Raw genomic sequence first — 26398 nt, 5'->3', positions numbered from 1 at the left:
AGCGAATTCAGGAGGCGAACTTGTCTGTTTTTTTCATAACAACAGTCCTTTTTCAAGAGTCATGGATCATTGTAATTATAACATAAACATATCGGCTTAAAACGGCCTCGACGCCATCAGTTAGGTGTATTTCGTCCACGTAATGTGCCCCAGCGATCCATAATCAGTTTGCCCGCCCAAAAGAGGGCCATACATCCGAAAATCGGATAGAGGATGGACAGAAGGGAACTGAAGCCGAATTGGCTCAAGGAGTAACACAGCATCATAATGACGAGCGTAATTAATCGGGGATGAACGTTAATATGCTGTCTGAGCTGCAGGGTCATACCATAAATGTCGGCCACAAACGTCGTGAAAATTTCCATAAAAATAAGCGTGACATATACCGACTGCACAATCCATCCTAATTGAAAGGCAAGGCTGCCCATCGGGATCTCGAACTGGACGATGCCGGGCATCTGCGCCGACATGGCAAAATGAGCTGCCATCAGCATAAAACCTACGCCGATTCCGCCTGCAATTCCGCCCCATTTTAATGTATTGCGATGACGGATCTGGTTGCCAACAGGAACAAGTACCGCTTGAGCGAGAGCAAGGTTAAATGCGGTGTAGAGCAGTGGGGATATCCATACCTGAAGGGGATTGCTGTCGGTTGTCAGGGTGAGAAAACGCAGTGCACCAGGGTGATGGACCGTACTAAAAATCATAAGCAGGGACAGCAGGAGCATCATGGGCACGACAATACTGTTCATTTGCAGAATAGCCTGCATGCCCCGTCCCAGAAGCAGATAAGTGCCAACCAGTGTAATGATTAACCCTGTTTGATAATGTAAACCAAGATGCTCCATAAAAACAGAGCCTGCTCCGGCAAGCATGACACTATTGACCCCGATCAGAACGATAAGCGTTATCCACGTAACCCATTTACCAGCTTTGTGGCCAAACAGATGTTTGTTCAGGTCTTCATATGACCGGGAACCCGTATCATGCGCAATAAGCATCATTTTAGTGCCGAGCCAGACAAAGAGCATGGTGGACAAACCGATGGTGATTGTGGCCCACTTGCCATACTGGGTAAAAAACTGCAGTATCTCCTGCCCTGTGGCGAAGCCGGCTCCGACAACGGTTCCGATGTAAGTAAATGCAATCTGCAGTACCCGGAATGCCTGTTTCATGTGTTACCCCTTTCAGGTCCCTTGATTGATTGGACATGCGGGTACCATAGTACAAGTTATGCTTGACCTATTAAAGTCATGACAGCAGCATAAGTTACAATTCTAAAATATGGATGGGATATGGACATGTGCCTGATTTCGCTTGAACTTGCAGCAGGATATATGATACTTTAAACCTCATAGGATAGGCTGGGAGGTCAAATCATGGACGTATTAAAACAACGAATTTTACAAGAAGGTGTCGTCATATCGGATCAGGTTTTGAAGCTGGACGGGCTTTTGAACCATCAAATCGATCCTGCATTAACCATGGAAATGGGACGGGAGTTTGCTGCACGGTTTCGCGAAAGCGGGGTAACCCGGGTAATTACGGTTGAATCTTCGGGGATTCCGGTTGCCTTTGCCGCAGCGCATGAATTGGGGGTTCCTTTGGTATTTGCTCGCCGCAAAAAAACGCTTCTGGCCGATCCTGACGCCTACTGCGAACGTGTACCATCCTTTACGAAAGGAATCGTAACGGACATCATGGTATCTCGCGAATACATTCATGAGAATGACCGTATTTTGTTCATTGATGATATTATTGCCAATGGAGACGCTGCCCGCGGTGTCATCAAGATTATCGAGCGTTCTGGCGCGGAACTGGTTGGATTCGGTGTTGTGGTTGAGAAGTGCTTCCAGGCTGGTGCACGTACGATTCGGGAGCAGGGCATTCCGGTGGAAGCACTTGTACGCATTCGTTCGCTGAACAATGGCACGGTGCAGTTCGACGATAATGAAATGTGACTTTTTGAAGAAAATAGGACCTAATTTTTGAACTATGGCTTTGCATGGCCGTAGATTTCCTTTATAATGGGGGTATGTTAGGGAGAGGAGGCAGCACCATGGGGAACCAACCGGCAACGGAACAATTTTTTATTGATAAGCTGGCGGAATCGAAAGTTCATTTTGAACGTGCCCTGGATTGTAAACATACGGAATTCGATGACCTTTATCCCTATATGATTGAACATCCTCAATTTTTCTGGTACAAACGCTATGTTGCCTGGTCAGAATTACTGACGATTGTAGGCTTGTGTGAAGAGTTGTCCTTCTCTTGGAAAGAACAATTTACACCGCACCAAGTGGAGTACCTTGAAGAACGTGTGATGTCCGCCAAAGTGCTAGATTTTTGGTTCGAGAAGAACGACAGCAAAGAGCACGCGCAGCGGTAACTCTCAGTCGGGACATTTTCTTCGAATGACATGACAGTCCAATACAGTCACGTGAGACCTAAATGACTTTTCATTTAGGTCTCTTTTTGTAAGGTAATTTGAATATAGGAGTTCTGGACATGATTAGTGATACAGAGTTGGATGCCCTGCGTTTATCAGGGGAGAAAGTAAGAGTTGTGCGAGATGAACTGGAGTCGAATGATGTGACAGGCATCGTCGTTGCCTGGGATGATGAGCAGGTGCTGATTCGTCGTCAGAACCGCCGTGTGGTGAAGCTGGATCGCCGTTATCGTTACCAGTTGTTCAGTGAACCTCGCCAAAGTGTTCTGAGCGAATGATTAAATGTTTGGATTTACCATCGTGGAATGGCATAATTGCGGCATAGTCGAGAGAACATAGGTACAGTGGAAAAATTCGCTGTATTTACAGCCGAAAGGATGTGCTGCAAGCCATGACATTAATGAATGATAAAGTTCATGCTTATAAGGATCAGATTGGCGCTTTAAGCGATGTACTCCCAGACGTGGTGAAATCGTACCACGAGTTTACGGGGGAGTGTTTTCAGCCCGGTGTGCTCGATGCCAAAACAAAGCAGCTGATTGCACTGGGCATCGGTTTGTTTGCCAATAATGAAGTGTGCACGTTCTATCATGTAGAAGAGGCTCGTTCCAAGGGAGCGACGGATCAGGAGATTATGGAGACTGTAGCTGTCGCTGGAGCTGTAGGGGGCGGTCATGCCTTGTCACAAGGAGCAATGCGGGTGCAGAAGGCCCTGCATTAGTTCGTTCGTTTGATCCCTTTACAAGGAAAAGAAAAGGAGACTCCGGAATGAACCGGTGTCTCCTTTTTTGTATTGCAGAATAGGGTGATCTTATAATTTTCCGATCATTTTGTTGTACATAAACTGACCTGTTACCCGTCTTGCCGTCACATAACGATCATTGAAATAAGGGTTCGAGAGCTTGGTGATGCTGACACCTTTGCTGCTGGAAGCATGTGCGAATTGACCTCCGCCAATGTATACCCCTGTATGTGAAATCCCTCTGCCGGTTGTGTTAAAAAATACCAGATCGCCTGTGCGAATTCCTGCTTTGGAAACGGGTGTCCCCGCTTTGGCCTGCTGCTGTGACGTGCGCGGCAGTTCAATGCTGTATTTATTAAAAAGATATCTCATAAACCCGGAACAATCGAAACCGGCCATCGTTGTGCCGCCCCATTTGTACGGGATGCCTGTCATATTGTTAACTACGGTATTTATTGTGCTTGCCTCAGTGGTTGTTGCCCCAGATGTAAATAGTACAGCAGCTCCAAAAATGGAGATAATCAGTTTTTTCAAAATCAATGTTCTCCCTTCGATGCCTACGGAGTTAGCTAAGGGTTCGGTAGAAGGTTCCCTATATTTCCTATGTATAAGAATAATTCACCCAAAATGGTTCCCCCGTTTTCAATCCTGAAACTCGGCAAATGAATAATTAAGTTTTTGTAACTATTTGAAACTATATTGCATAAATGCGTAATTGTCAAACCTGTTTTAACGTCTTCTTTGCGGCTCAATGTTAGCGGAATTATCGAATTTAGTCGGAATTATGTTTAAAACAGACTACTAAAGATTACAAAATAGTCATTAATGTTTCATCGGTGTAAGAATGGATAATAAACAAGTTTGTCAAGAGTTAAAAGCAATATTCCGTTCCGGTGAAATGAAGTTAATAAGCGTATGCTGCCGCATACATTGACAAAGAAAGAGATGCTGCATATGATGAGTTTATTAAATACATACAAATTTTGTATTTAAATTGCTTACAATGGGATTTATAATTCCGTTGTAAGCCAGAATGCACGGAAAATTTATGAATTGGGAGTGTGATGTTTTGTGAAAGCCAAAAAGTGGATGACGTTTGTACTCGCATGTTCCATGGTTTTTTCCACAGCAGGAATGGTCGTTCTTCCTGCAGCATCCGTATCCGCAGCTGATGCATCAGGCACAACCGCAAGTTTGTCTGATATTTTGAAAAATCAGCGCCCGGACGGAGGTTGGAGAAAAGATTACGGTCAGACATCAGGTGAATGGGCCAAATCAACGATCGATAATAAAGCTACATACTCCGAGATTAGAAGACTTGCGAAGGAATTCAAGAAAAATAAAGATCCGCGTTACTCGGCTGCAGCCATTAAGGGCATAAATTTTTTGCTTAACATGCAGTATTCCAACGGCGGCTGGCCGCAAATCTATCAAAGCTCCGGCTATCATAAGCATATTACTTACAATGATGACGCGATGATTAATGTGATGTTCATGCTCGATGAAGTTGCAGGCCGGAAAGGGGACTTTTCTTTTATCGATACTTCACTTGCGAATCGCAGTAAAAATGCGGTATCTAAAGGGGTTGACGCCATTTTGAACACGCAGGTGTCATCCGGCGGGAAATTGACGGTTTGGGGTCAGCAGCATGATTCCAGTACGCTGAGACCAGCAGGCGGAAGAAGTTACGAAGTGCCTTCGCTAACGGCTGCTGAGAGTGTAAACATCGTCAAGTTTCTGAAGACAAGACCACCCAATGCCAGAATAACGGCATCCATTAAAGGCGCTGAAGCCTGGTTTAACAAAGTGAAGATTACAGGATACCGATATGAGAGAGGGAACGGAGACAGCCGGATTATTGCGGATTCCAGCGCTTCACCAATCTGGGCTCGTTTCTATGAGCTTGGTACGGACAGACCTATTTTTGTTGGTCGTGACGGGATTGTGAAATATAAGCTGAGTGAGATCGAGAAGGAAAGAAGAGGAGGTTATGCTTGGTATGGCAGCTGGCCTTCCAAGCTGTAGTAACCTGTTTTTTGGAATCTTCTTAAGCTTGTTTTATTGAATTTACATTCTGAAGGAAGAGTATAAGAAGAGTCTAACAGGTTCGAACCAGATCTTAAGATCTGGTTCGAACCTGTTAGATGTTTTAAGTGTTGACATAATGGATCTCGCATGATATATTATTTCTTGTCGCCGATAATAATTGGTGAGACTAGAATATGCGGTCGTGGCGGAATTGGCAGACGCGCACGGTTCAGGTCCGTGTGGGCTAACCCCCCGTGGAGGTTCGAGTCCTCTCGACCGCATCAGATTAAAAAAGCTCCTTCAGGACATGTCCTGAAGGAGCTTTTTTAATCTTTTTGGTCATAAGCCAGTCATTCGATGAGGGGAGCCCGTCCTGCAGCTGCGCGATGCTCGTTCACACATCGATCCGAGCTACTGCAGAAACGGGGCTTGGCCACTTTTTGCCATGATAGAAAGATGTAGAGCATGAAGCAGACCAATATTAGGATGAAGATTATAATGCAGCAGTAACCGTGATGTTATCAATATTGGGTCCTTCTGAACCTGTGGTTACGATTCGAAGGGTATTTGTACCTGAATTCATAGGCACTTGAATGGTTTTCTCACCCCAGGTTGACCAGCTCCCTGTTGCCTCAAAGGGTTGGTTGCTGATTACTTTGGTGCCGTTAACATAAATGTCTAGGTTTCTTGTACCACTTTCCAGAGCATAACGGAACTTGACATTTTTAGTGCCGGTAATCGTGTTGTTGATTTCATTCCATTGAATTGCGGAACCTGTATACGCGTTAAAGTTCACGTAACCGGAACCGGAGAAACCTGGGTACAGGTTCTCAATCACTGCATCGGTAAGCGTTGTTCCTGTTTCAGCCTCATAAGTGGTACCTGTGCCTACATTCCCGCCGCCACCAGTGAGGTTAGCAACAAATGTAGTCACACTCCGTGCTGGAAGCTGCGCGGTGAATGCGCCATTGGAAACGTTAATCGGTGCAAGGCTCGCCAGATTACGGCTGCTGTCCGTAACATATGAAGAAACGGTGGAAGCATTACCATTCTGCAGTACAAATCGTTGGTTTGCAGACGAAGTACCGCGGTTGATGGCTACGATCACGACTTTGTTATCGCCTTTATAGGCAGATACAAAGGTATTGGTATCCGGGTTTTTGGAAGCATCTACTCTGACATATCCAGGGCGAACAAATTTGGAGAAATGAGCCATGTTATAACCACGCTTGCTGATCGTTCCATCTTCCTTCATCGGACTATATTGTCTGCGGATATACCACCATACATAAGCTTGGAAGTCGCCTTCAACCATTGCATTGTGCATATGGTACGATACGTCCAACGCTTCTGGCCAGCGGTCAGCGGAGTTGTTGTCACTGTTTGGATAATAGACTTCTGTCATCCACAGCTCTTTACCGGCTCCTTTTTGCTTAAAGAGCGGGTATGGGAAATCTTTGAACTGCGTTCCATACGTATGAGCTCCCAAGATGTCCATATTGGCGAGTGCCTGCGGATCATTCAGGATAGGGTCAGATATATTTTTCAAGTATTGGAAAGATTCAGGGGCCATAACTTTGGTACCTTGAATACTGCCTGCATTTTCCTTCATAAAACGAAGGATTTCCTGCGGGGTCCACCACGTCCAGTCGTGAGCGTAATCCGGCTCGTTCTGCACGGAGATCGCGTACAGGTTCACGCCGTTATTTTTCATAAAGGTTACAAAGTCATTCAAATGCTGAGCATACGCACCGTATTTGTCATATCTCAGTCTCTTGGCATTGGTATCGCCGTTGCGATTGAAAGTTTCCACCATGCTGCTCGGAGGATTCCAAGGTGATGCAAATACAATCGCACCTTTCTCGATTGCGCGCTTGGCTGTTGGGACTTCTAGAGCCCAGTTATTGGGGTTCGGATCGACGGAGATTCGGAGAATAGAGAACCCAAGCTGGTTCTGATCATTTCCGAAAGCGGTTTCACGTTGAGCCGGTGTAAGGTCACCAATCCAGACTGGATGATTTATACCGCCAAAACCTTTGATGAGCTGCTTTTCTGAAGCCAAGTTGATGTTGGCATCACTGGCTGCAGATACGTTCGTCGGCGTCAACATCAGGGGTAATGCGGTTAAACAGGCAAGCAAAATATTAACTGACTTTTTCCATTTCAATCTCATCTTCATACTTTACCCTCCCTCGGATTGAGTACTGCATCAACAGCTGATCAAGAAAAACATAAAAATGCCCGCTTGGCAGCAAATGGTATCGCGCATCACACCCCTCCGTCACATAAACTGTGTGCTTGGTCTTGATTTGAAAATTTTACCATATAGCTTGGACAAAAAATACCCTGCAAATTGCAGTTATTTGTAAAAAAATCGCTTTTTTTGCATTAAAGTGACCTGAGAAGATGAAAGAAGCAGCATCCCTTATTGGATGGGTTGAATATGTAAAAAGAGTTTAACAAGTATTGGATTCAGCTCTGATGGAGACTTTTTCTGTTCAGATTTTTTTTAGAATGAATTGGGAGTGCGAGCTTACATAGAAGTGCCCAAGTAATCAAACAATGAGAACACCAAGTATGGAGGAGGATCAGAAGATGATGCGTAAGAATAAAGGACGCCGCTTTTCAGTTGGAATGGGATTTCGATGTTTGGTCTTCCTATGTATTTTAAGTGCTGCCGGAGCGTTAGGGGAAAGGGGGGCTTTGGCCCAGCCGGAGACAAGTACAGCACCTCAGCCCAATCGAATAGCCATCATCATTGATGATGTTGGCAATGATATGAAGGGGACGGCGGAGATTCTGGATATGCCGGTGAAGCTGACCGTAGCCGTGATGCCTTTTTTGCAAACAACGAAACAAGATGCGGTCGCAGCGCATAAAAAAGGGATGGATGTGATTGTACACATGCCGATGGAACCTAAAAAGGGAAGACCGGAATGGCTTGGTCCAGGGGCGATCACTTCCAATCTGACAGACGAACAGGTTCGGGAACGAGTGGAGAAGGCGATTGATGATGTGCCCTACGCCATTGGTATGAACAATCATATGGGTTCCAAAATCACTTCGGATAAACGCATCATGTCCATTGTGCTGGATGTATGCCGGGAACGTGGGTTGTTCTTTGTCGACAGCCGCACTAACTTTCGATCTGTTGCGGGCGAGCTTGCTCAGACCAAAAATATGCCGCCCGTTGGAAACGACATATTTCTGGATGATCATAATTCAAAAGCACATATTCGGAAGCAGTTCGATCTGGCTGTTCAACGCGCCGTAGATAAGAAAAGCTGTGTTGTCATTGGGCACGTCGGTCATACGGGGTTGAACACCTCAGCCGTTATTTGTGAGTCCGTCTCACGTTTGCAGCATCAGGTGCAGTTCGTGGGTATTGGAGATCTGGTACGGGATGTGTGGCACTGGCAGGCAGCGCCTACACTACCGACAGGTAATAAATGATCCCATCAGCAATAGACTGGGCAATTCGTTTTTGTTCTAACGGATTACTGATTTTGGCCCGATCTGCTGGATTGCTTAAAAAGCCGGTTTCCACAATAACTGCCGGCTGCTTCACGTAATTCAGCATGTAAAAGGGCTTACCCCACACGACTTCACGATGCGTGCCGTATAAGCGGTTCATGGTATCCTGAATGGATTGTGCCAGCAGATAGCTTCGGCCTTCTTTTTGATGAAGAACGACAGGTCCGTGCGTGGCCGAACGTGGACTCCAGTTGGCATGAATGCTGACGACAATATCCGTACTCACTTCTTCACTGAGACTTTTGCGCTGAGCGAGATCCCTGACATGACGTGAGCGGCTGTTCAACCACCTGTTCTCATCACTGAGTGCGTAGTCGCCGAGACGGTTAATGATGACGGCATAACCTTTGCTGCGAAGCAGCAGATATATTTTTTGACTGATCGCCAAATTGATGTCTTTCTCCAGAACGCCTGCTTCAGTCGTGCCGCCGTCAATGCCTCCATGTCCAACGTCAAGCAAAATGACGGGTGCTGCAAAAGCGTGATGGCTGGAGCGATATGCATCCCCATCTGTCATAGGCATAATCGAGGGCTGGTAGACAGAAGGATCTGTGTGAATGGCTGCTGAAGCAGAAGGCATAGCGGGAACACAAAGAAAGTTGATTAACAGAGCCGCTGTCAAGACAAGCAGATTATACATGAAAATGTACACTCCTTCATGGAAATAGGGATTTGAAGCAGATCAGGGACGGGGTGGATACCTTTGGCATTAGACTGTGCATTTTTGTTAATTTCATACACCAATGCACAAAAAAATTGTTTAGATTAATCCCCTCCAGCGCACAATAGTAGTAACGCTGCTTCATCTGAATTTGTGCGGAACAAAGGAGGCTGCAGTATGGCTAAAAGTGATGAGCTTGTCAAATACATTACACAGCGTGTGGTGCATTATATTGACACCCCTAAAGATGAGCGGAAAGAACGGAGAGAGCAGAGCAGAAAGAAAGAACCCTGGACGATGAAGTGGTTTGGCATGATTCCCTTTGCTGTATCGCTGTGGGTCCGCAAAAAGAAAAACAGATCAAGGTAACTGTGTAAACCTGGATTGTCTATTAAAAGATACAAAAAGACGCATTCCTTAAAGAAAGGAACGCGTCTTTTTGTGGATGTTTGTGTTTGACGGTGGGTAAGCAAGGAAAAAGTATATCGGATTGTGTTTGGCAGGAGATTAGAGTTCTTTAGAGTTCATGGTTTCGCAAAAGAAGCTGGGTGCTGCAATTTACGGCCTGGTCATATAAAAACCACCGTCTCGCAGCAGCTGCCTAAGGGGTACATATCGCTCAATTGAGTTAGAACCACCCAGACCGACATAAAAAGCAGCACCTGAGTCTGAGTTCAAATCGGAGTCTGAACCTGAGTTCGAGTTCGAACCGGGACTAATGAGGTTATCCGACCCTTTTTCAGGTGAAGTTTCTGCGTGCCAAAGTTGGTGTCCACTTACCGGCAGAGGACCACCATAGAATAGATTGAGTTCTTCTGCTGCGAAAACGAGTGCACCTGAACTGCTTCCCACAATTTGTGCTTGGACTTGAGAGATCCGCAGCGGTTCTGAAGTCAGCCATGTCAGCTGAAGCGATGGGTCGAATGGCTCCCGTACATGCACAGAACTTGTCGTAAACGTTGATTTAGCAGCATAGATAGGCGAATTCGGATATTTGTTCAGGCTGTCGTGCTCTGATAAACTGCTTGTCTCCAAATGTTCCAACGCAGCGTTTGGCAGCAGATCCCCGTTAGAAGCATCAATATACATATCCATATGATTCGCTCGTGCCACCTTCCAATACGCCAGCAAAGGAGGAGCATAATGACGAGTAACTTTCCAGCCGCCGTTCTGCAGTGTTTTCAGATTTATATGCTGTCGTTCCAAGGCTTGTCCGAGCAATTCGTTATTGTACAGGGATTGTTCTCCATGGCCATATTCGCTGAGGATGAGCTGTCCTTGTTCAGTTATGGAGATAATCATATATCCGATCTGCTTGTTTTGTACGCTCGCATACACAAGCCAGCCGTGGGTTCCGGGCCCCAAAGGGAAATATTCCAGCTTGGCTGCAAGCCAGTCCGGATCGGACGTGCCGAGTGCATTGGCCTGCAGCTGTGCATACTGCTCTACAGCGAGGGGTGCTGCAGTGTTTGCCGGTACGGCTGCGTGAGCTGTTGGCCAGAACGAAAAGGTGGCGAAGACAATGAGCACGCTCAGGAAAACGTGCATGCGTTTCTGCATGCTGGTCCGTTCTCTGGCAGAATTTTTTTTCAACATGAACACCTTCTTCCTGATTTCATTGTAGAGGAGAGAACATGCAAAGGATGCTGCAACCTGTCGTTCCGCCCATAATGAATAAACACTACTTTTGCCAGCATTTGCAGGAAAAGTAGTGTCTTCGTCTATCTTAAGTGAAACATGCCGCTGCTGATGGCTGTAACCTTCACTTTGGGTTCGTACTGCCAGATCATCTCGGTCCGCCGTGTTTCATACTGCAGTTTCACTGCTTCACGGTCGATAACGGCTTGTTTTGCTTTTTCCTGCTCGGAGTCAGTACTTTCATCTGTCTGTTCAACAGCAGGTTCGGCCGCCAGTTCCGCATCAGCAGTGACCGGTTTCAGTACACTGCGCACTCGATTATTCACAGAGGGAACGGCCGAAGGCGAGGGGGCTGCTTGGACATTGGCGGATCGGCGGGCACTTGTACGGTTTGCAGAGGATGGTGCACGATCCTTCTCCTTCTCCTTCTCCGTTTCAGCTTCAGCAACCTCGGGCATATCCTCACGCAGTACGGCTTCGTAATAGGCATCGACAACATCCAGTTCGAGCTCGCAGCCGTTCCTTGGCTTTGGCCGCCCAGCCATAGTCCAGCTGGCTTAAGTGTCGGGTCAGATGCAGTTCAAGTGCAGCGCCTGCATCGACCAGCGAAATTTTGGGTGCCTGTGCATGCATGTTCTCGGCCAGCCTTGGACTGAGATCCCTCCGGTTCAGCTTGCTGCCGAAGTTCTCGATAATCTCACCTGAGCGTAATGAAATGCCGAGGAAGTGTAATTCTTCCCGTTTCAGATCGCAGGCAAACTCAACTTTGAAACAAACGCCCAGCCAAGGTTCATATACGGCTGGAACCGAGGCCCGAATTTGGCGTTTCGCAGCCTGTTCGAATAGATTGACAAAGGCACCGCCTTCACGGGCCGCGGCAAAAATCTGCTGCAGCCTGCGGCTGCCATATACGACATCTTCCCGTAAAATTCGTCCGGGACCGAGCTGCGGCATGGAGGGTGTGATGCCAAAATAACGCCCGAGAATCGTTTCTGTGGGAGCATTGGAATTTGTCTCAGCTGAAGATGGAGCGGGCTGTGCGGCCTTGGTCTTCGCTACCGCAGCTTCCATCATCTGCTGATAGGCCTCCGGGTCAAAAACAAACGTAAAAGACATCGTCTCCGGCTCCACGCCTACACGCTCCACAAACCCCCAATAGTAAGGGCGATTGGTTAATGCCTTGTCGGCTTCCGGAGAGAGCTTAACGGTCACATGGGCAGGTGAGCGCTCCATGATCTGACAATCCAGTGCTTCAAGATAGGTCAGGACATAAGCCTGAATCTCATGTGGTGACATCGTCATGGTGTCAGCGGCCTCCTTTTCCAAGATCAAGTTTGGTTATTAGAGGTACCTCATCCGCAACCTCGCGCCGAATCGTATGCAGTGACTGCCCCAGTGAGTCCATTTTGCTGCGAAGATCCTCTTCGTTCTGGGATTCCAGCATGATCTTGTACAGGCTTTTTTCAATCGATTCCTTTTGCTCCAGCCGCTCAAGAATAACATCCAGCCCGCCGATGACCATCTCAAACATATTAATTTTCTCATGCAGCAAGTTCAGAATATGTTCCTCAATGGTACCTTTGGTGGACAGGTTGAAAATATTAACGTCATTCTGCTGCCCAAGGCGATGGACCCGGCCAATTCGCTGCTCGACCCGCATCGGGTTCCAAGGCAGATCAAAGTTAATCATGTGATGACAGAACTGCAGGTTAATCCCTTCGCCACCTGCTTCCGTGGCAATCATCGCTTGTACACGACCACGGAAGAGGTCCATCATCCAGTCTTTTTTGCCACGGTTCATCCCGCCTCGATAAGGAACGGCAGTAAGTCCGTTATTGCGAAAATAGTTCAACAGATACTCCTGCGTTGCCCGGTATTCCGTGAAAATAATGACTTTCTCATTCATATTACGAATCAGTTCCATCGTTTTCTCGGCTTTTGTATTTTCTTTTATCGCTTTGATATGTGCTACAAGCTCCCAGATTTTATCCCGGAGCGGAGAATCAAGCGGAAGCTTTTTCGATAGATTCACCAGTGTCACGAACACCGCATCCCGGCTGCTGCAGACTTCACGCTGCAGGGTTACGAGGGAGAGCATGCTGCTGAGATTGCCGCCCGCCTCCTGGTACTGGTCTTTAACAAACGAGGTGACCCCGTCATAGAGTGCCTGTTCTTCCGGGGAGAGGCGCAGATCCACGTTCGAAACATTACGCTTTGTGAACTGCACCGGACCTTCGCCGCGTCTGTTGCGAATCATGACTTTGGACAGCTCATCCTTGAGCTGTTCCTGATTTTTGGGAACCCGCTTATCGACGACAAAGTTGGCTGCAAAATCGCCTTGACGACCCAGTTGACCAGGCTTCAGCAGGTTGATCAGATTGAAGAGCTCACTCATATCGTTCTGCACCGGCGTAGCGGTGAGCAGCAGGCAGTATTTTTTGCGTAACTGCAGCATGAATTGATAGTTGGTTGTCTTTTTATTTTTGAGTTTATGAGCTTCATCAATGATGATCATGTCGTAGTCGATACTGAGCAGCATATCCTTATGCGGGTCACGTTTGGCTGTATCCATCGATGCAACGACGACCTCGTTTTGCCAGGAGTAGGCCTTTTTCTGAGCAACTGCAGGAATGCCAAACTTTGAATTCAGTTCACGTACCCACTGCAGTACGAGAGAGGCGGGCACAAGGATTAATACTTTGGATACCAGACCACGGACCATATATTCTTTCAGGATAAGACCGGCTTCGATTGTTTTGCCCAGACCGACTTCGTCGGCGAGAATGGCTCGGCCAGACATTTCAAATAATACTTTACGTGCTGTATCCATTTGGTGAGGAAGTGGAGTAAGACCCTGCAGGTGCTTTAGACATTGAATTTCGTCAAAGTTAGGAATCAGATTCGTTTCTTCAGCCTGAATGCCCAGTTGAAAGAGCCGATAGTCTCCCCAAGGGCCGCCTTTATCTAATCGCGATTCCAGCTGCGTCAGCCAGCTGCGATCAAACTCAAGAGGTACAGGTAACTCGGCTGCAGGTTGATTGGTATGCTGCGGATTTTTCCGGTTCATGATGCGGACCTCCCCTGCCATTCTATGGATGTTGAACTTCACTTTGACATAAGCCGTCGAAGCAGCTCGTGTGAAAAGCTCATTCAAAATATAGATGACGTTTTATTCGTAGGTAATAGTATGGACGAAGGAGAGGCAGTTCATAACTCATATTGGAATTCCGTTTGCTGCGGAGAATGTTATCGATCAGACGGATCAGATCGTCCTGTAAATTGCACAACATTCGTAAGAGATAACGTGAGGATTTAGAGAAATTAGTTGAGTACAGCACCATGATCAAAAGAGTTTATAATGGAAATTCGATGGAAAATCAATATATGGTGCACTATAATAGGTTTATATCACTATATGTAGTGATTTTTCATATTTTATTCGCAGGAGAAGAACGTTGTCAGTGGAAATATTTATTCCGGGGAGGCTGCGTGTAACCATGACATCCAACACACAAATGGTTCATCCAGAAGATAATCAGGAGAATAAGCCGCATGCTGTTACAAACAACATGAAGCCGCTGCACAAGCTGGAAGGACTCAGCGAAAAGATATTTCTGGATCGTTACGCATGGAAAGACGCTGATCCGCATCATGCAAAAGTCGGGGATGTTGTGCTTGTTTTAACGAAGGATGATCCCAAGTTTCCAATGAAGGAAGTCGGGGAGATTGTGGAACGACAGGGGCCGCATGTCAAAGTACGGACACGAAGCGATGTAATTGTAGAAACGGATGTCGAGAAACTGACACTTACTATAGAGAAGACACCGGAAGAAATGTGGGATCGATTGGCGAAAGCTATCGCTTCCGTTGAATCAACCCCTGAGAAGCGGACATATTGGGAGATGAAGTTTCGTGCGGTGCTGGACGATTGGAAACTGGTTCCTGGTGGCCGTATTGCTGCTGGTGCAGGGGCCAGTGATGAGCTGACGCTCTTTAACTGTTATGTCATTCCTTCTCCACAGGACAGCCGCAGCGGCATTATGAAGACATTAACCGAAATGACCGAGATTATGGCGCGCGGCGGAGGTGTAGGTATTAATCTGTCTTCACTTCGTCCTCGGCGGGCTGTGGTGAAAGGGGTTAATGGCTCGTCCAGCGGATCTGTATCCTGGGGTGGATTGTTCAGCTATACGACAGGGCTAATTGAACAGGGCGGCAGTCGCCGCGGTGCGCTCATGCTGATGATGAATGACTGGCACCCGGATGTGCTTGATTTTATTACAGTTAAACAAACGATGGGGCAGGTGACCAATGCCAACCTGTCCGTCTGCGTGAGCAATGCATTTATGGAAGCCGTGAAGCAGGACGATGATTGGGAGCTAGTTTTTCCCGATACCCGTGATCCGGATTATGACACGGTGTGGGATGGCGATCTGTCTAAATGGAAGGAAACAGGCCATGAGATCGTCCCATACCGTACAGTGAAAGCACGCAAAATATGGCATACCATTATTGAATCGGCGTGGAAATCAGCGGAGCCTGGCGTAGTATTCATGGAATACTACAACCAGATGTCCAACAGCTGGTATTTCAATCCAATCATATGTACGAATCCGTGTTTCCACCCTAAGACAAGAATAACGACTCAATATGGGCTTATAACCATTGAAGATCTGTATAAAAGAACAGCAGGAGAGTCCTTTTTGGTAGGGACGGATCATCGGCTTATTAAACAGGCCGATGTTGTTGGTGGTCATTCATATGAAATACCTGGATTGCATATGACACCAGCAGTCGTGTTTCCAACGGGAAAGAAAGAGACCCTTACCATACATTTACAAAATGGAATTGAAATCAGTGTGACTCCCGAGCATCAGCTGTACACCAAATCCGGATGGAAACAAGCCAAAAACCTCAATTCCGAAGACGATGTGTATATTCAGTCAGGAGAAGGCAGATTTGCAGAGGACGATCGACTAGGAGCAGAAGGGGGATTATTTCTAGGATGGTACGTCGGTAATGGATGGGTTTCTGCCCGTGGGACAGTAGGTATGGTTTTCGGAGCTGATGATGAAGAGGTTATAGCACATCTTGTTGATGCCGGCGAGAAAATTTCAGGAATAAGGGCAGAGATTGGTCAAAGAACAAATGGAACAAAGCAGGTCTGCTGGCGGAGGAAACACTTGGTTTCGCAACTGGCAGATATCGGGGTGACTTTATCAGAAGGACCGGAGAAAGAGGTACCCGAATTGATATTTACTTCTTCGAAAAAAACGGTGACAGCATTTTTACAGGCTTTGTTTAGCGCGGATGCTGCAGTATATGAAAGAGATGAAGCGCATCATTCAGTAAGCTTAACTTCCACTTCCAAAAAGCTGCTTCAGGGTGTTCAGCTGCTGCTATTGAATTATGGAATTAATAGTTCTATTTATGCTCGAACTGAATCTCCACAATTTTTATTTGATTACACGACAAAAGGTGGGAAATGTAGGAATTACCGGAGTAAAGGAGACTGTGAGTTAATTATCTCGGGTAACAATCTTCTTTGCTTCAAAGAAAAAATAGGTTTTAACTATGCTGCGAGGAAACAACAGGCTCTGGAGCGAATTGCAAAACCGTCAAATAAGCCGGAAAAGTTTATGTCGAGAGTTAAAACGTTGGAAAAAGGAGAATACGTCACGGTATATGATATTACAGAGCCAGTTACACATTCCCTGCTTGCTGGTGGAATTGTGGCTCATAACTGTGGAGAACAGGGCCTTCCAGGTTGGGGAGTATGTAACTTGTCGGCGATCAACCTGTCCAAATTTTATGATGAAATGAATCGAGATGTGGCGTGGGATGAGCTGGCGGAAACAATACGCATCTCGGCCAGGTTCCTGGACAATGTCATTGATGCGACGCCGTATCATTTTGAAGAAAACCGGTTAAATCAACAGCGTGAACGCCGCGTGGGCCTCGGCACGATGGGACTGGCGGAGCTGATGATTAAGCTTCGTATCCGTTATGGCAGCCCAGAGTCGCTTGATTTTCTCGATAAACTGTACGGATTCATGGCTAAAGAGGCTTACCTGGCCTCGGCGGAGATGGCTGCAGAGAAAGGAGCGTTTCCTGCGTTTGAGATTGAACCTTACTTGCAAAGCGGATTCATGAAACAGATGACCGCAGTGTACCCTGAGGTTGAAGAGGCGATCCGTGACAAAGGGATTCGTAACGTGACGCTGATTACTCAGGCACCTACGGGCAGCACCGGAACGATGGTGGGCACGTCCACCGGCATTGAGCCGTATTTTGCCTTTAAATATTTCCGTCAGAGCCGCCTCGGTTACGATGAGCAGTTTGTACCGATTGCCCAGAACTGGCTGGAGCAGCATCCCGGTGAACCTCTCCCAGATTATTATGTCACAGCGATGGACCTCTCGGCTGAAAATCATATTCGCGTTCAGGCCGCCATCCAGAAGTGGGTAGATAGTTCGATCTCGAAAACGGCGAATTGTCCGGCTGATTTTACGGTAGAAGATACCGCAAAGCTGTATGAGCTGGCCTTTGAATTAGGCTGTAAAGGGGTAACAATCTACCGGGATGGCAGCAGGGATGTGCAGGTGTTGTCCACGTCCAAAAAAGAAGAAACCTTGGCGGTGGACCAGAACGCGGAGGCTGCCGAGAAAATAGACTCCATGAACACAGATGAGAAAACAAGCCAAATCGGGATGGACAAAGAGGACTTTAGAAACCGGGCAGCTGAGCTTATCTCGGCAGCCCGTTCGGTGCCAATGGATCAGAGTACAAGGACGTCCGTCTCGCCAGAGCAAGCTGCAGGTGTCGTCGACAAACAGTACAAACGTCGTCCGCAGGTGCTGCGCGGAGCAACGTATAAGATCAATACGCCATTTGGTATGGCTTATATTACGATTAATGATCTGGACGGAACACCAGGTGAGATTTTCCTTAACGTGGGCAAGGCAGGCTCGGACGTGTTTGCTATGGCTGAGGCGTTGGGCCGGGTATGTTCTCTATTCCTGAGATATGGAGATCACGGTCATAAGGTGGAACTGTTGATCAAACATCTAAAGGGCATCGGCGGTTCAGGAGCGATTGGCTTCGGAGCGAATCGGGTGGAATCCATTGCAGATGCCGTGGCCAAAGCGCTGGAAAGCCATGTGCAGACGAATGAGGCGCAGCGCACGGAAGATGCAGTCGAAACGCCGCACGAGAAAAAGGACGAAATGAAGGAAGTACTGCACAGCACAAAGACACCAAGTTCATATTCAAACGACACGGTGGGTGAGGAGCAGCATACTTTTAACAAATCGATTGACTTATGTCCATCATGCGGGTCGGCGTCCCTGATCAATATTGAGGGCTGCAAAACTTGCGGTACCTGCGGGTACAGCAGGTGTAACTGAGCTTGATTTAACATCAAATTAAGCATCGAACAAAACATCGGACAAAACATCGAACAACGCATCGACAATACAATAAAGTATGACCATTTACCAAGACGCGGCAGCATGTGTTCATGCTCCCGTCTTTTTCTTTGCAGGAAATGGCTGAAGGATTAAATCTATCAAATACATTATATAACTTATTTTGTATTATTGTGTTAATCTATATTTGTATTCATTTTTGCAAGGTGGTGAAATAGAAACATGGAGGCGCTGCTAACATTAAAAGAAGCTTCTAAGAAATATGGTAGTCGAGAGATTTTAACAGATATTTCGCTCACGATTCGTCAAGGGGAATGTAATATTGTAAGAGGAGGCAATGGATCCGGAAAAAGTACGATGCTCCGAATGGTAAGTGGACTAATTCCATTAACGTCCGGACAGAGACTGCTTAAGCATTCCGATATCGTGATTGGATATACACCTGACCGATTATCAAAACTAAGAATGACTTCGACGGAGTATTTAACTCACATGGGAAGAATATCTGACATTCCTAAAAGAGAGCTGAAAGATCGCATCAGGGAGCTGCATGTTTTTTTTAATCTGGAACAAAATGAGCATGTAAAGATGAGTCAATTTTCAAAAGGAATGCTGCAAAAAACAAATCTAATGCAGGCGATGATGAAGACGCCGGATATTCTCGTATTGGACGAACCTTTCTCGGGCTTGGATAAAGAATCCACCGGGCATTTGGTTCATTCTCTGAAGAAAATTAAAGATGAAGGGACATCCATTTTGGCAGCTGTTCATGATCCTTTATTAGCAGGTCAATTGGAAAGTAACACGTATTGGATCCGTCAAGGGAGACTAAGTGAGGAGAATAGAAGCATTTCTGCAGAACAGAAGGCTGTGTATTTTGAACTAGAAGGGATGATAGATCGGGACATCATGGATCACCTACTTGAATTCTTCCCGGACATTACATATAAAAGCAGTGAAAGCGGGCATCTGGTCCTGACCTTGATGTATGAAGATTATCGTGGATTTTTACCCGAATTTATCAATAAAGGCGGAGAGATTGTCAGCTTAACAAGAAAGGAACTGGAACTGAGCTTATGATCTCAATCATATCCTATGTACATACCTGTTTCATGCGCTCTTATCGCTATGGTCCGCCTGTTTTTGTTTTCTTTATGGGTATCCTATTCGTGTATAGTGTCGTTCCTAACCCGGTCATGGCTAGTTATGCATTTTCCACAACATTTATATTTATTATTGCTGCTGTGATTTGTTATACGTTGATTGATATTGAAACGACAAATCAGGAAGCGGTGACTGTACTGCACAGCGGCAGTCTAGTCAAACTTTATCTTTCAAAATTGCTGTATGGCTGGCTTTTTACGATTCCTATGGCGATTTATGCCGTTCTTTATCCAGCCCTGTTTCAGAAGTTTGATCGAAACCCGAGTATGGAAGAGTTAGGCATGTCCCTGATCTATCATATGGTTTCATCGTGGCTCGCAGTCGCTTTGACCTGCTGGTTTAGTTCCAAGTTTATTCGTTCTCGTGTTATGTCTTTTTTAATGCTCAGCGTTCTCATTGTTATTACACTTTCAGTTCAAGGTATAGAACATGTTTTGCCAGAGGGATTCAAATCATTGATCGTACTGCTGCCTCCTCTAAATGATACGATAAATGTACTGGTTAATTATGATTCACAGACTGCACTTTATAAGCTATGGGTAACCATTCCACCAATCGTATATGGTGCTGCTGCAGCAGGTGGATTTCTTTTTATGATTCACAGGCGGAAGCTGGATTCCATGCCCTGATGTTGAAAATCGTTTACAAGAAATGGTTCATCCGTTCCACCTCCAGAGTCCTAGGCTGGAAGAAGCAATTATGAGCAAAACTTTCAATCCGGTTCCGGATCGGTTTATAATGGATAGTGGCTGCTGAGCAAGTCGGCAGCTTTTTTCGATTTAACGGGTTATTCAAGAGAGCCGGAGTGCAGGCAATATTGTATTCCTTCAGGCCTCAGGTAATTTTGTCCAGCCGAGCCAAAGCACTATATTAAACATTGAATATAGAGTATGATTTTACAGCTGGTTATGCTGGCAGGAAAGGTTACATCCCTTAAACGGGTCTGTAACTATTCTTGTAAATTGTAGAGATACTCTTAGGGGTATAATGCTAAATGTTATCGTGATTACGCGAATAAATATAGTTAATTCATAATCTATACAACTAAATCTATAGGCAGTTCGTCTTCTTTATGTTGTAAATGAAAGATGGAAGGTGCAGCACGTATGTCAATAACAACCAGAACGATTGAAAGATTCAGGATGCCCCGATCTCCATGGATGTGGACTCGCAGCAGCAAGGAGGGGCGCACATGTCACAATCAGTGAATACGAAGAGACATATGAACGGGCTGGATGGCTTGCGGGCCATCGCGGTAATCGGCGTAATCGCTTATCATCTGAACTTGGATTTTATTCCGGGCGGTCTGCTCGGTGTAGGTATATTTTTTGTTCTGTCCGGCTATCTGATTACGGATATTTTATTATCTCAGTGGCGTGAGCACGGGCGCATCGCACTAGGTGATTTTTGGTTAAGGCGGTTTAGACGCCTGCTGCCTGGTATGCTGACCATGACATCGGTAGTCATGCTCTGGCTGCTGTGCACAGACTCCTCCCGGCTTGCTTCACTGCGAGGGGATATCGTGTCCGGTGTTGCGTACATAAGCAATTGGTGGTATATCTTTCACCATGTTTCCTATTTTGAAAGTTTCGGTCCGCCATCTCCTTTTGGACATTTCTGGTCCCTGGCCGTGGAGGAGCAGTTTTATCTGGTCTGGCCTCTGCTGCTGATTGCAGCCATTGTGCTGTTCAAGAGGAAAGGATGGCTGGTCGTCTTTATTGTGGTGGCGGCTGAACTGTCTGCTGGCGCAATGGCCATCATGTATAATCCGGATCTGGACCCAAGCCGAGTATATTATGGAACTGACACCCGTGCATTCGCGCTGCTTGCGGGTGCTGCATTAGCTGTAGTCTGGCCCAGCCGTAAGCTGCCGAGCACACTGTCCGGGTTGAATCGGCTCGTACTGGATGGAACTGGACTTGCTGCTCTTGCAGTGCTGATCTATATGATGTTGAACACGAGTGAGTATGATTCCTTTCTGTATCAGGGGGGGATGGTGCTGCAGGCGGCAGCTGCTGCTGTTCTCGTAGCTGTACTTGCTCACCCTTCATCCATGCTGGCACGTATGATTGGTGCAAAACCTCTGCGCTGGATCGGTGAACGTTCGTACGGGCTGTATCTATGGCATTATCCGGTTATTGTACTGACCAGTCCAGCTGTAGATACCGGGGGTGCACATCCTGTGCGCATGCTGCTGCAGGTGATTGCGACAATCGTACTTGCCTCCATGTCGCTGAAATATATTGAAAATCCAATTCGGCATAACGGATTCCGTCATTCCTTTTCCAAGTTATGGGGCAGAGGGCGGACCTCCCTTATTCCCCGTCATGTCTGGTGGAAACGAACAGGTCTGTTAATGACAGTTCTGTTGTTGTGTTATACCGTGTCACAGACGGTGCTTCCTGCAGCAGCTAATTCAGATTCCCATTCAGTATCCATGTCTACCGTATTAAACGGAGATCAAACGGCTGAGGAACAGGGACAGAATGTGATGCCGATCACAACCAAACCTTCAGATTCTGGAGAAAAGAATAACGATACCCAAGGAGAAGCCCAATCAGGGTCTGAGGGTAAAACAGATGCAGGCAGCAAGCCGGAAACTGGTTCTGCAGCAGGTTCGAAATCACCTGAGCCAGGTGATTCACCCAGCGATAACGGAGATCAGGATGGCTCAGCCGGGAACAAACCGGATTCGAATTCACAAGATTCCTCCGGTTCCAAGCAAGGTAATCCTGCAGGTAATGCATCGGATTCAGGCAAAAAAGATGAGCCGTCAGTACCTGTCATACAGGATGGAAAAGTCGAATATACGATTATCGGAGATTCGGTTATACTGGACGCCAAACCTTATTTGGAACAGAACATATCCCGGGTCTATGTCGATGGCCATGTTGGCCGCCAGATGTGGCAGGCCGGGGATGTTCTGAAAGGTCTGAAGCGTAATCACCGAATGGGCAGCCAAGTAGTGCTGGAGCTCGGAACGAATGGTTCGTTTAATTCCAGAAATTTAAATGCTGTACTTGATGGATTGAAGGATAAAACCCGGGTATATCTGGTCACCGTACGTGTACCGCGACCTTGGGAACGGGTAGTCAACAAGGCACTGAACGATGCTGCCTCCAGTTACAGTAACGTTTCCTTGATCGACTGGAATCAGGCAAGTGAAGGTCATGACGAATATTTTGAGAAAGACGGGGTGCATCTCACCGCCGAAGGTTCTGAAGCTTTTGCAGCACTTGTAAAGAGCAGTCTTCAATAACAGATTGATCTGCCAAGCAGACGAGCTGACTCAATGAACTCATCTAATTATTTATCTCTTCTTCCATTAATCATGCGGCATGGTTATATTCATAAGCTTACTTTCATTTGTAGAATAGCTCTTGCTGGGGCAATGTTATCGAGTAGATTTTTAACTTGTTGACATGTTCCTGGTGGGGGCTTTTTTTGTGATGTGCGGCGGGAAGCCGATATTATTCACCCCTGTATCCGCGGATCGTCACCTTCCATCATGATAGCGTTACCATTTACAATTACAGGTATCCGATGCTCAAGGGGGAGTATAAAAATGTTGAAAAGATGGCTTGCAGGCGTACTGGCATTGACCTTGTTCACTGTAATTCTTGCAGGGTGCACAAGTGGTGATTCATCCGAAGCAGGTGGCGGTGGAGACAAAGTCGCGGTGACGATCTGGCATAACTGGACCGGGCAGGATGCCAAGGCAGTGGCGATGCGCCAGATTATCGAAGATTTCCGCACGGCGCATCCGGACATCGAAGTGGTAGATGAAGGACTGCCGACGGATGGGCTGAAAACAAGACTGCGTACAGTTGCTGCTGCAAATGAGATGCCGGATCTCTTTGTGATGTGGCCGGATGCGATGACGAAAGAGTTTGTAAAAGGGGATCTGTTACAGCCAATCAACGCGGAACTGGATGCGAAGCCGGAATGGAAAGACAATTTTATTCCAAATGCGCTGGATGGATATACGGTAGATGGAAATATTTATTCCGTTCCGATGAATCTCGCACCGAGTTCTTTTATTTATTACAACGAAGCATTGTTCAAAGAGCATAATGTGAAGGTGCCTGGAACCTGGGCTGAACTGGAGAAGGCGGTCGCTTCGTTTAACGAAAAAGGAATCATCCCGATGGCTCTCGGCAACAAAACGAACTGGGTCGCTCAGTCTACTATTTTCAGTACGCTGGCTGACCGGGTGACGGGTACAGACTGGTTTTTGAAAGCGGCGGCTCAGGATGGGGCAAGCTTCACAGACCCGGAATTTATCGAAGCGTTGAAGAAAATGCAGGAGCTTGGCAGTATCAAGGCTTTCCAGGACGGATTTAACAGCATCGATGAAACGCAGATGATGCAGCTGTATTTTCAAGGAAAAACAGCGATGGTGATGAATGGCGGATGGGCCCTTGCGAACCTTGTCAACAATGCGCCGGAAGAGGTGCTGAACAGTACGCATATTACGATTCTGCCTCCTATCGAAGGCGGCAAGGGTGAGCCAAGAACAACGTCAGGCGTCGTTGGAACAGGTCTTGGCGTAAGTAAAAAGCTAAGCGGTGCTCAGAAAGAGGCTGCAATGGAGCTGTTCTATGCACTGGCTGGGCCGGATGGTCAGAAAGCTACGCTGGACAGCAGCACACTGGTCAGTTACAAGATTGAACTTGATAAAACGAAAGCACATCCACTGTTTGTGGAACTGTATGATCTGATGCAGGAAGTGAAAATCACGCCGGTATACGATTCCAAATTAGGGTCAGCCACGGTTGAGGTGATTAATAACGGTCTGCAGGAGCTGCTGATGGGCGGCAAAGCGGAAGACATTGCAGGCCGAATTCAGGCAGCGCAAGCTGGTGCGATGAAACAATAGACGGTGCTGGATGCTTATTGCGAATACAGGTTCGTTCCCCTTCCCGGCAGGGGAGGGGTTTTCTAATAGAGGGGAAGTGAACAGATTGAACGCATTGCGAAGTCGGCGTTTTATTATGCTGGGGCTGGCCCCAGCCGTGATCATCTATGCATTGTTTGTGTTTGTGCCGGTTGTATGGTCCGCGTACTACGGCTTCTTCAACTGGTCGGGCATTGGAGCATCCACGTATATCGGTTTGAACAACTATGTAGAAATCTGGAACGATACAATCTTCTGGCGCGCTCTGAAAAATAATGTGATTTTTGTGCTGGCTTCGGTTTTTGGCCAGATTCCACTTGCGCTCATGCTGGCGGTAATGCTGCATAAAAGCAGCCCGCTGCAGCGATTTTTACGCTCGGCTGTATTTTTGCCGATGGTCTTGTCTACGGTTGTGATCGGGATGATCTGGCAGTACATCTATCATCCGCAGATCGGCATTCTTAACTTCCTGCTGGATGCGCTGGGACTGGAGAGCTGGAAGCTGCAGTGGCTCTCGGATGCAAAGATCGCTATATTTTCACTCGTACCGCCGCTCCTCTGGAGTTTTGTAGGACTTTATCTGATTATCTTCATCTCTGCGCTGCAGAACATCCCGGGTGAAATCCATGACGCGGCCAAAATAGACGGCGCATCGGGAATACGCAAATTGGTTTCCATCTCCCTTCCGATGATATGGGGCACGGTTCAGGTCGCCATTATATTGTGTATTTCCGGCAGTCTAAAGTCCTTTGATCTGGTTTACATCATGACCAAAGGCGGTCCTGCCCATGCGACGGAGCTGCTGGCAACATATATGTACAATTCGACTTTTACAACATACCGATATGGGTTCGGCAGTGCAATCTCGACAACGATTGTTCTGATTTCCCTGCTGCTCATCGGAACAAGCCAGTGGGTGACCAGCCGCAAACGCAAAGAGAACCGATAGAAAGGAGTAAGCTCATGCGAGGAACACCAGTACCTATGCCAGCACCACGAGGCCGCACAGGACATACCGTTCGCCGGATTCGCAGCGGATTCGTTTGGACGCTGCTGACGGTCTATGGTATTTTAACATTGTATCCGTTTTATTGGCTCGTCATCAGTGCATTCAAAACAAATGAGGATTTCTACAGCAGGCCCTTCGGTCTACCAGCTCACTGGAATGCGGCCAATTTCACGAATGCCTGGCAGAGTTCGAAGCTTGGAACTGCCTTTGGCAATTCGCTAACGGTATCGATTGGATCACTAATCTTGACACTGTTTATCGCAGCCCTGGCTTCGTTCATACTGGCACGATTTCAGTTTCGCTGGAAAGGACTAATCATGACCTTTTTCGTTGTAGGCATGCTTATTCCGATTCACAGCACGCTCGTTCCGTTATTTATTTTGATGAAACAAATGTCCCTGCTTAATACGTATTGGGCATTGATTCTGCCGTATACTGCGTTTGCACTGCCTACGGCAATTTTTGTGCTAACAGCTTATCTGGTCAGCATTCCCCGTGACATTGAAGAAGCGGCATTTATGGATGGAACGGGTCTTTGGGGGCTCTTCACCCGGATCATGCTTCCCATGTCGCTGCCTGCACTTTCAACCGTGACCATATTAAGTTTTCTGCATGCGTGGAATGACTTTTCTTTTGCCCTTGTATTTATCAATAAAACCGGATTGAAAACGTTACCGCTTGCCATTGCAAATTTTGCAGACGGATATCAGACCGATTATGGTTTAACACTTGCTGCCATGACCTTGTCTGTCATTCCAACGATTATTGTATATCTGATTTTTCAGGAACAGGTCATGAAGGGGATGACAGCAGGTGCAGTCAAAGGGTAAGCGAAAGCGCATCCAAAGG

At 46.8% G+C, this 26398-nt stretch carries 22 protein-coding genes, 1 tRNA gene and 1 riboswitch; of the genes, 15 read left to right on the top strand and 8 right to left on the bottom strand.

Annotation, left to right across the window (positions count from 1 at the left end):
* Positions 1–116: 116 nt before the first annotated feature.
* Positions 117–1175: a hypothetical protein gene (locus ABXS70_RS15895; RefSeq protein WP_342555332.1), complete on the bottom strand. Its 1059-nt coding sequence runs from the start codon at positions 1173–1175 to the stop codon at positions 117–119.
* Positions 1176–1379: 204 nt separating this feature from the next.
* Between ABXS70_RS15895 and ABXS70_RS15890 the strand changes: the two genes are divergently transcribed.
* The 4 genes from ABXS70_RS15890 to ABXS70_RS15875 all read left to right on the top strand — a co-directional run bounded on the left by ABXS70_RS15890 (position 1380) and on the right by ABXS70_RS15875 (position 3170).
* Positions 1380–1961, top strand: coding sequence for a xanthine phosphoribosyltransferase (locus tag ABXS70_RS15890; RefSeq protein WP_251502829.1), 582 nt, complete (start codon positions 1380–1382; stop codon positions 1959–1961).
* Positions 1962–2059: 98 nt separating this feature from the next.
* A complete protein-coding gene (locus tag ABXS70_RS15885) occupies positions 2060–2389 on the top strand; it encodes a hypothetical protein (protein WP_024629266.1) in 330 nt (109 codons plus the stop codon).
* Between the two features lie 119 nt (positions 2390–2508).
* Positions 2509–2727: a hypothetical protein gene (locus ABXS70_RS15880; protein WP_342555334.1), complete on the top strand. Its 219-nt coding sequence runs from the start codon at positions 2509–2511 to the stop codon at positions 2725–2727.
* A 113-nt stretch (positions 2728–2840) separates the two neighbouring features.
* Positions 2841–3170 (top strand): carboxymuconolactone decarboxylase family protein, encoded by a 330-nt coding sequence (locus ABXS70_RS15875; protein ID WP_090924755.1) that lies wholly within the window; start codon positions 2841–2843, stop codon positions 3168–3170.
* A 90-nt stretch (positions 3171–3260) separates the two neighbouring features.
* On the opposite strand, the gene ABXS70_RS15870 is transcribed toward ABXS70_RS15875, so the two are convergent.
* The gene (locus ABXS70_RS15870; protein ID WP_342555335.1) at positions 3261–3725 is read right to left on the bottom strand and encodes a C40 family peptidase; all 465 of its coding nucleotides are present in this window, start codon (positions 3723–3725) and stop codon (positions 3261–3263) included.
* A gap of 5 nt (positions 3726–3730) precedes the next feature.
* Positions 3731–3862: riboswitch (cyclic di-AMP (ydaO/yuaA leader) on the bottom strand.
* Positions 3863–4262: 400 nt separating this feature from the next.
* On the opposite strand from ABXS70_RS15870, the gene pelA reads away from it, so the two are divergent.
* Positions 4263–5216 (top strand): pectate lyase, encoded by a 954-nt coding sequence (pelA, locus tag ABXS70_RS15865; RefSeq protein ID WP_342555336.1) that lies wholly within the window; start codon positions 4263–4265, stop codon positions 5214–5216.
* Between the two features lie 199 nt (positions 5217–5415).
* Positions 5416–5500: transfer RNA gene (locus ABXS70_RS15860), tRNA-Leu, on the top strand.
* Positions 5501–5712: 212 nt separating this feature from the next.
* On the opposite strand, the gene ABXS70_RS15855 is transcribed toward ABXS70_RS15860, so the two are convergent.
* Positions 5713–7392 carry a carbohydrate-binding protein gene (locus ABXS70_RS15855; RefSeq protein ID WP_342556294.1) on the bottom strand — a complete coding sequence of 560 codons (1680 nt, stop codon included), beginning with the start codon at positions 7390–7392 and terminating at the stop codon, positions 5713–5715.
* A gap of 422 nt (positions 7393–7814) precedes the next feature.
* Here ABXS70_RS15855 and ABXS70_RS15850 point away from each other — a divergent pair, with 422 nt between their 5' ends.
* Entirely contained in the window at positions 7815–8672 is an 858-nt protein-coding gene (locus ABXS70_RS15850; RefSeq protein ID WP_366289086.1) for a divergent polysaccharide deacetylase family protein, read from the top strand.
* Here the strand turns inward: ABXS70_RS15850 and ABXS70_RS15845 are convergent.
* Entirely contained in the window at positions 8647–9393 is a 747-nt protein-coding gene (locus tag ABXS70_RS15845) for an N-acetylmuramoyl-L-alanine amidase (RefSeq protein WP_342555338.1), read from the bottom strand. The genes ABXS70_RS15850 and ABXS70_RS15845 overlap by 26 nt on opposite strands.
* A gap of 198 nt (positions 9394–9591) precedes the next feature.
* Here ABXS70_RS15845 and ABXS70_RS15840 point away from each other — a divergent pair, with 198 nt between their 5' ends.
* A complete protein-coding gene (locus tag ABXS70_RS15840; RefSeq protein ID WP_342555339.1) occupies positions 9592–9783 on the top strand; it encodes a YqzE family protein in 192 nt (63 codons plus the stop codon).
* 189 nt (positions 9784–9972) lie between these two features.
* On the opposite strand, the gene ABXS70_RS15835 is transcribed toward ABXS70_RS15840, so the two are convergent.
* From ABXS70_RS15835 to ABXS70_RS15820, 4 genes are all read right to left on the bottom strand, one after another.
* Entirely contained in the window at positions 9973–11010 is a 1038-nt protein-coding gene (locus ABXS70_RS15835; RefSeq protein ID WP_342555340.1) for a hypothetical protein, read from the bottom strand.
* A 125-nt stretch (positions 11011–11135) separates the two neighbouring features.
* Positions 11136–11510, bottom strand: a complete 375-nt coding sequence (locus ABXS70_RS15830) for a hypothetical protein (RefSeq protein ID WP_366289082.1) — start codon at positions 11508–11510, stop codon at positions 11136–11138.
* Between the two features lie 4 nt (positions 11511–11514).
* Positions 11515–12354: a YqhG family protein gene (locus tag ABXS70_RS15825; protein ID WP_366289079.1), complete on the bottom strand. Its 840-nt coding sequence runs from the start codon at positions 12352–12354 to the stop codon at positions 11515–11517.
* Between the two features lie 4 nt (positions 12355–12358).
* Positions 12359–14119, bottom strand: coding sequence for an SNF2-related protein (locus ABXS70_RS15820; protein ID WP_366289076.1), 1761 nt, complete (start codon positions 14117–14119; stop codon positions 12359–12361).
* Positions 14120–14621: 502 nt separating this feature from the next.
* Here ABXS70_RS15820 and ABXS70_RS15815 point away from each other — a divergent pair.
* The 7 genes from ABXS70_RS15815 to ABXS70_RS15785 all read left to right on the top strand — a co-directional run bounded on the left by ABXS70_RS15815 (position 14622) and on the right by ABXS70_RS15785 (position 26379).
* The gene (locus tag ABXS70_RS15815; protein WP_342556295.1) at positions 14622–18458 is read left to right on the top strand and encodes an LAGLIDADG family homing endonuclease; all 3837 of its coding nucleotides are present in this window, start codon (positions 14622–14624) and stop codon (positions 18456–18458) included.
* A 243-nt stretch (positions 18459–18701) separates the two neighbouring features.
* Positions 18702–19559 carry an ABC transporter ATP-binding protein gene (locus ABXS70_RS15810; RefSeq protein ID WP_366289073.1) on the top strand — a complete coding sequence of 286 codons (858 nt, stop codon included), beginning with the start codon at positions 18702–18704 and terminating at the stop codon, positions 19557–19559.
* A complete protein-coding gene (locus ABXS70_RS15805) occupies positions 19556–20272 on the top strand; it encodes a hypothetical protein (RefSeq protein ID WP_366289070.1) in 717 nt (238 codons plus the stop codon). Before ABXS70_RS15810 ends, ABXS70_RS15805 begins: the two co-directional genes overlap by 4 nt.
* A 563-nt stretch (positions 20273–20835) precedes the next feature.
* A complete protein-coding gene (locus ABXS70_RS15800) occupies positions 20836–22902 on the top strand; it encodes an acyltransferase family protein (RefSeq protein ID WP_366289067.1) in 2067 nt (688 codons plus the stop codon).
* 306 nt (positions 22903–23208) lie between these two features.
* Positions 23209–24522 carry an extracellular solute-binding protein gene (locus ABXS70_RS15795; RefSeq protein WP_366289064.1) on the top strand — a complete coding sequence of 438 codons (1314 nt, stop codon included), beginning with the start codon at positions 23209–23211 and terminating at the stop codon, positions 24520–24522.
* A gap of 85 nt (positions 24523–24607) precedes the next feature.
* Positions 24608–25489 carry a sugar ABC transporter permease gene (locus ABXS70_RS15790; protein WP_342555347.1) on the top strand — a complete coding sequence of 294 codons (882 nt, stop codon included), beginning with the start codon at positions 24608–24610 and terminating at the stop codon, positions 25487–25489.
* Between the two features lie 14 nt (positions 25490–25503).
* The gene (locus ABXS70_RS15785; protein WP_342555348.1) at positions 25504–26379 is read left to right on the top strand and encodes a carbohydrate ABC transporter permease; all 876 of its coding nucleotides are present in this window, start codon (positions 25504–25506) and stop codon (positions 26377–26379) included.
* Positions 26380–26398: the final 19 nt, after the last annotated feature.

The sequence above is a fragment of the Paenibacillus sp. AN1007 genome, from assembly GCF_040702995.1.
Classification (GTDB): Bacteria; Bacillota; Bacilli; order Paenibacillales; family Paenibacillaceae; genus Paenibacillus.
This window is presented reverse-complemented; position numbering and strand designations above follow the sequence as displayed.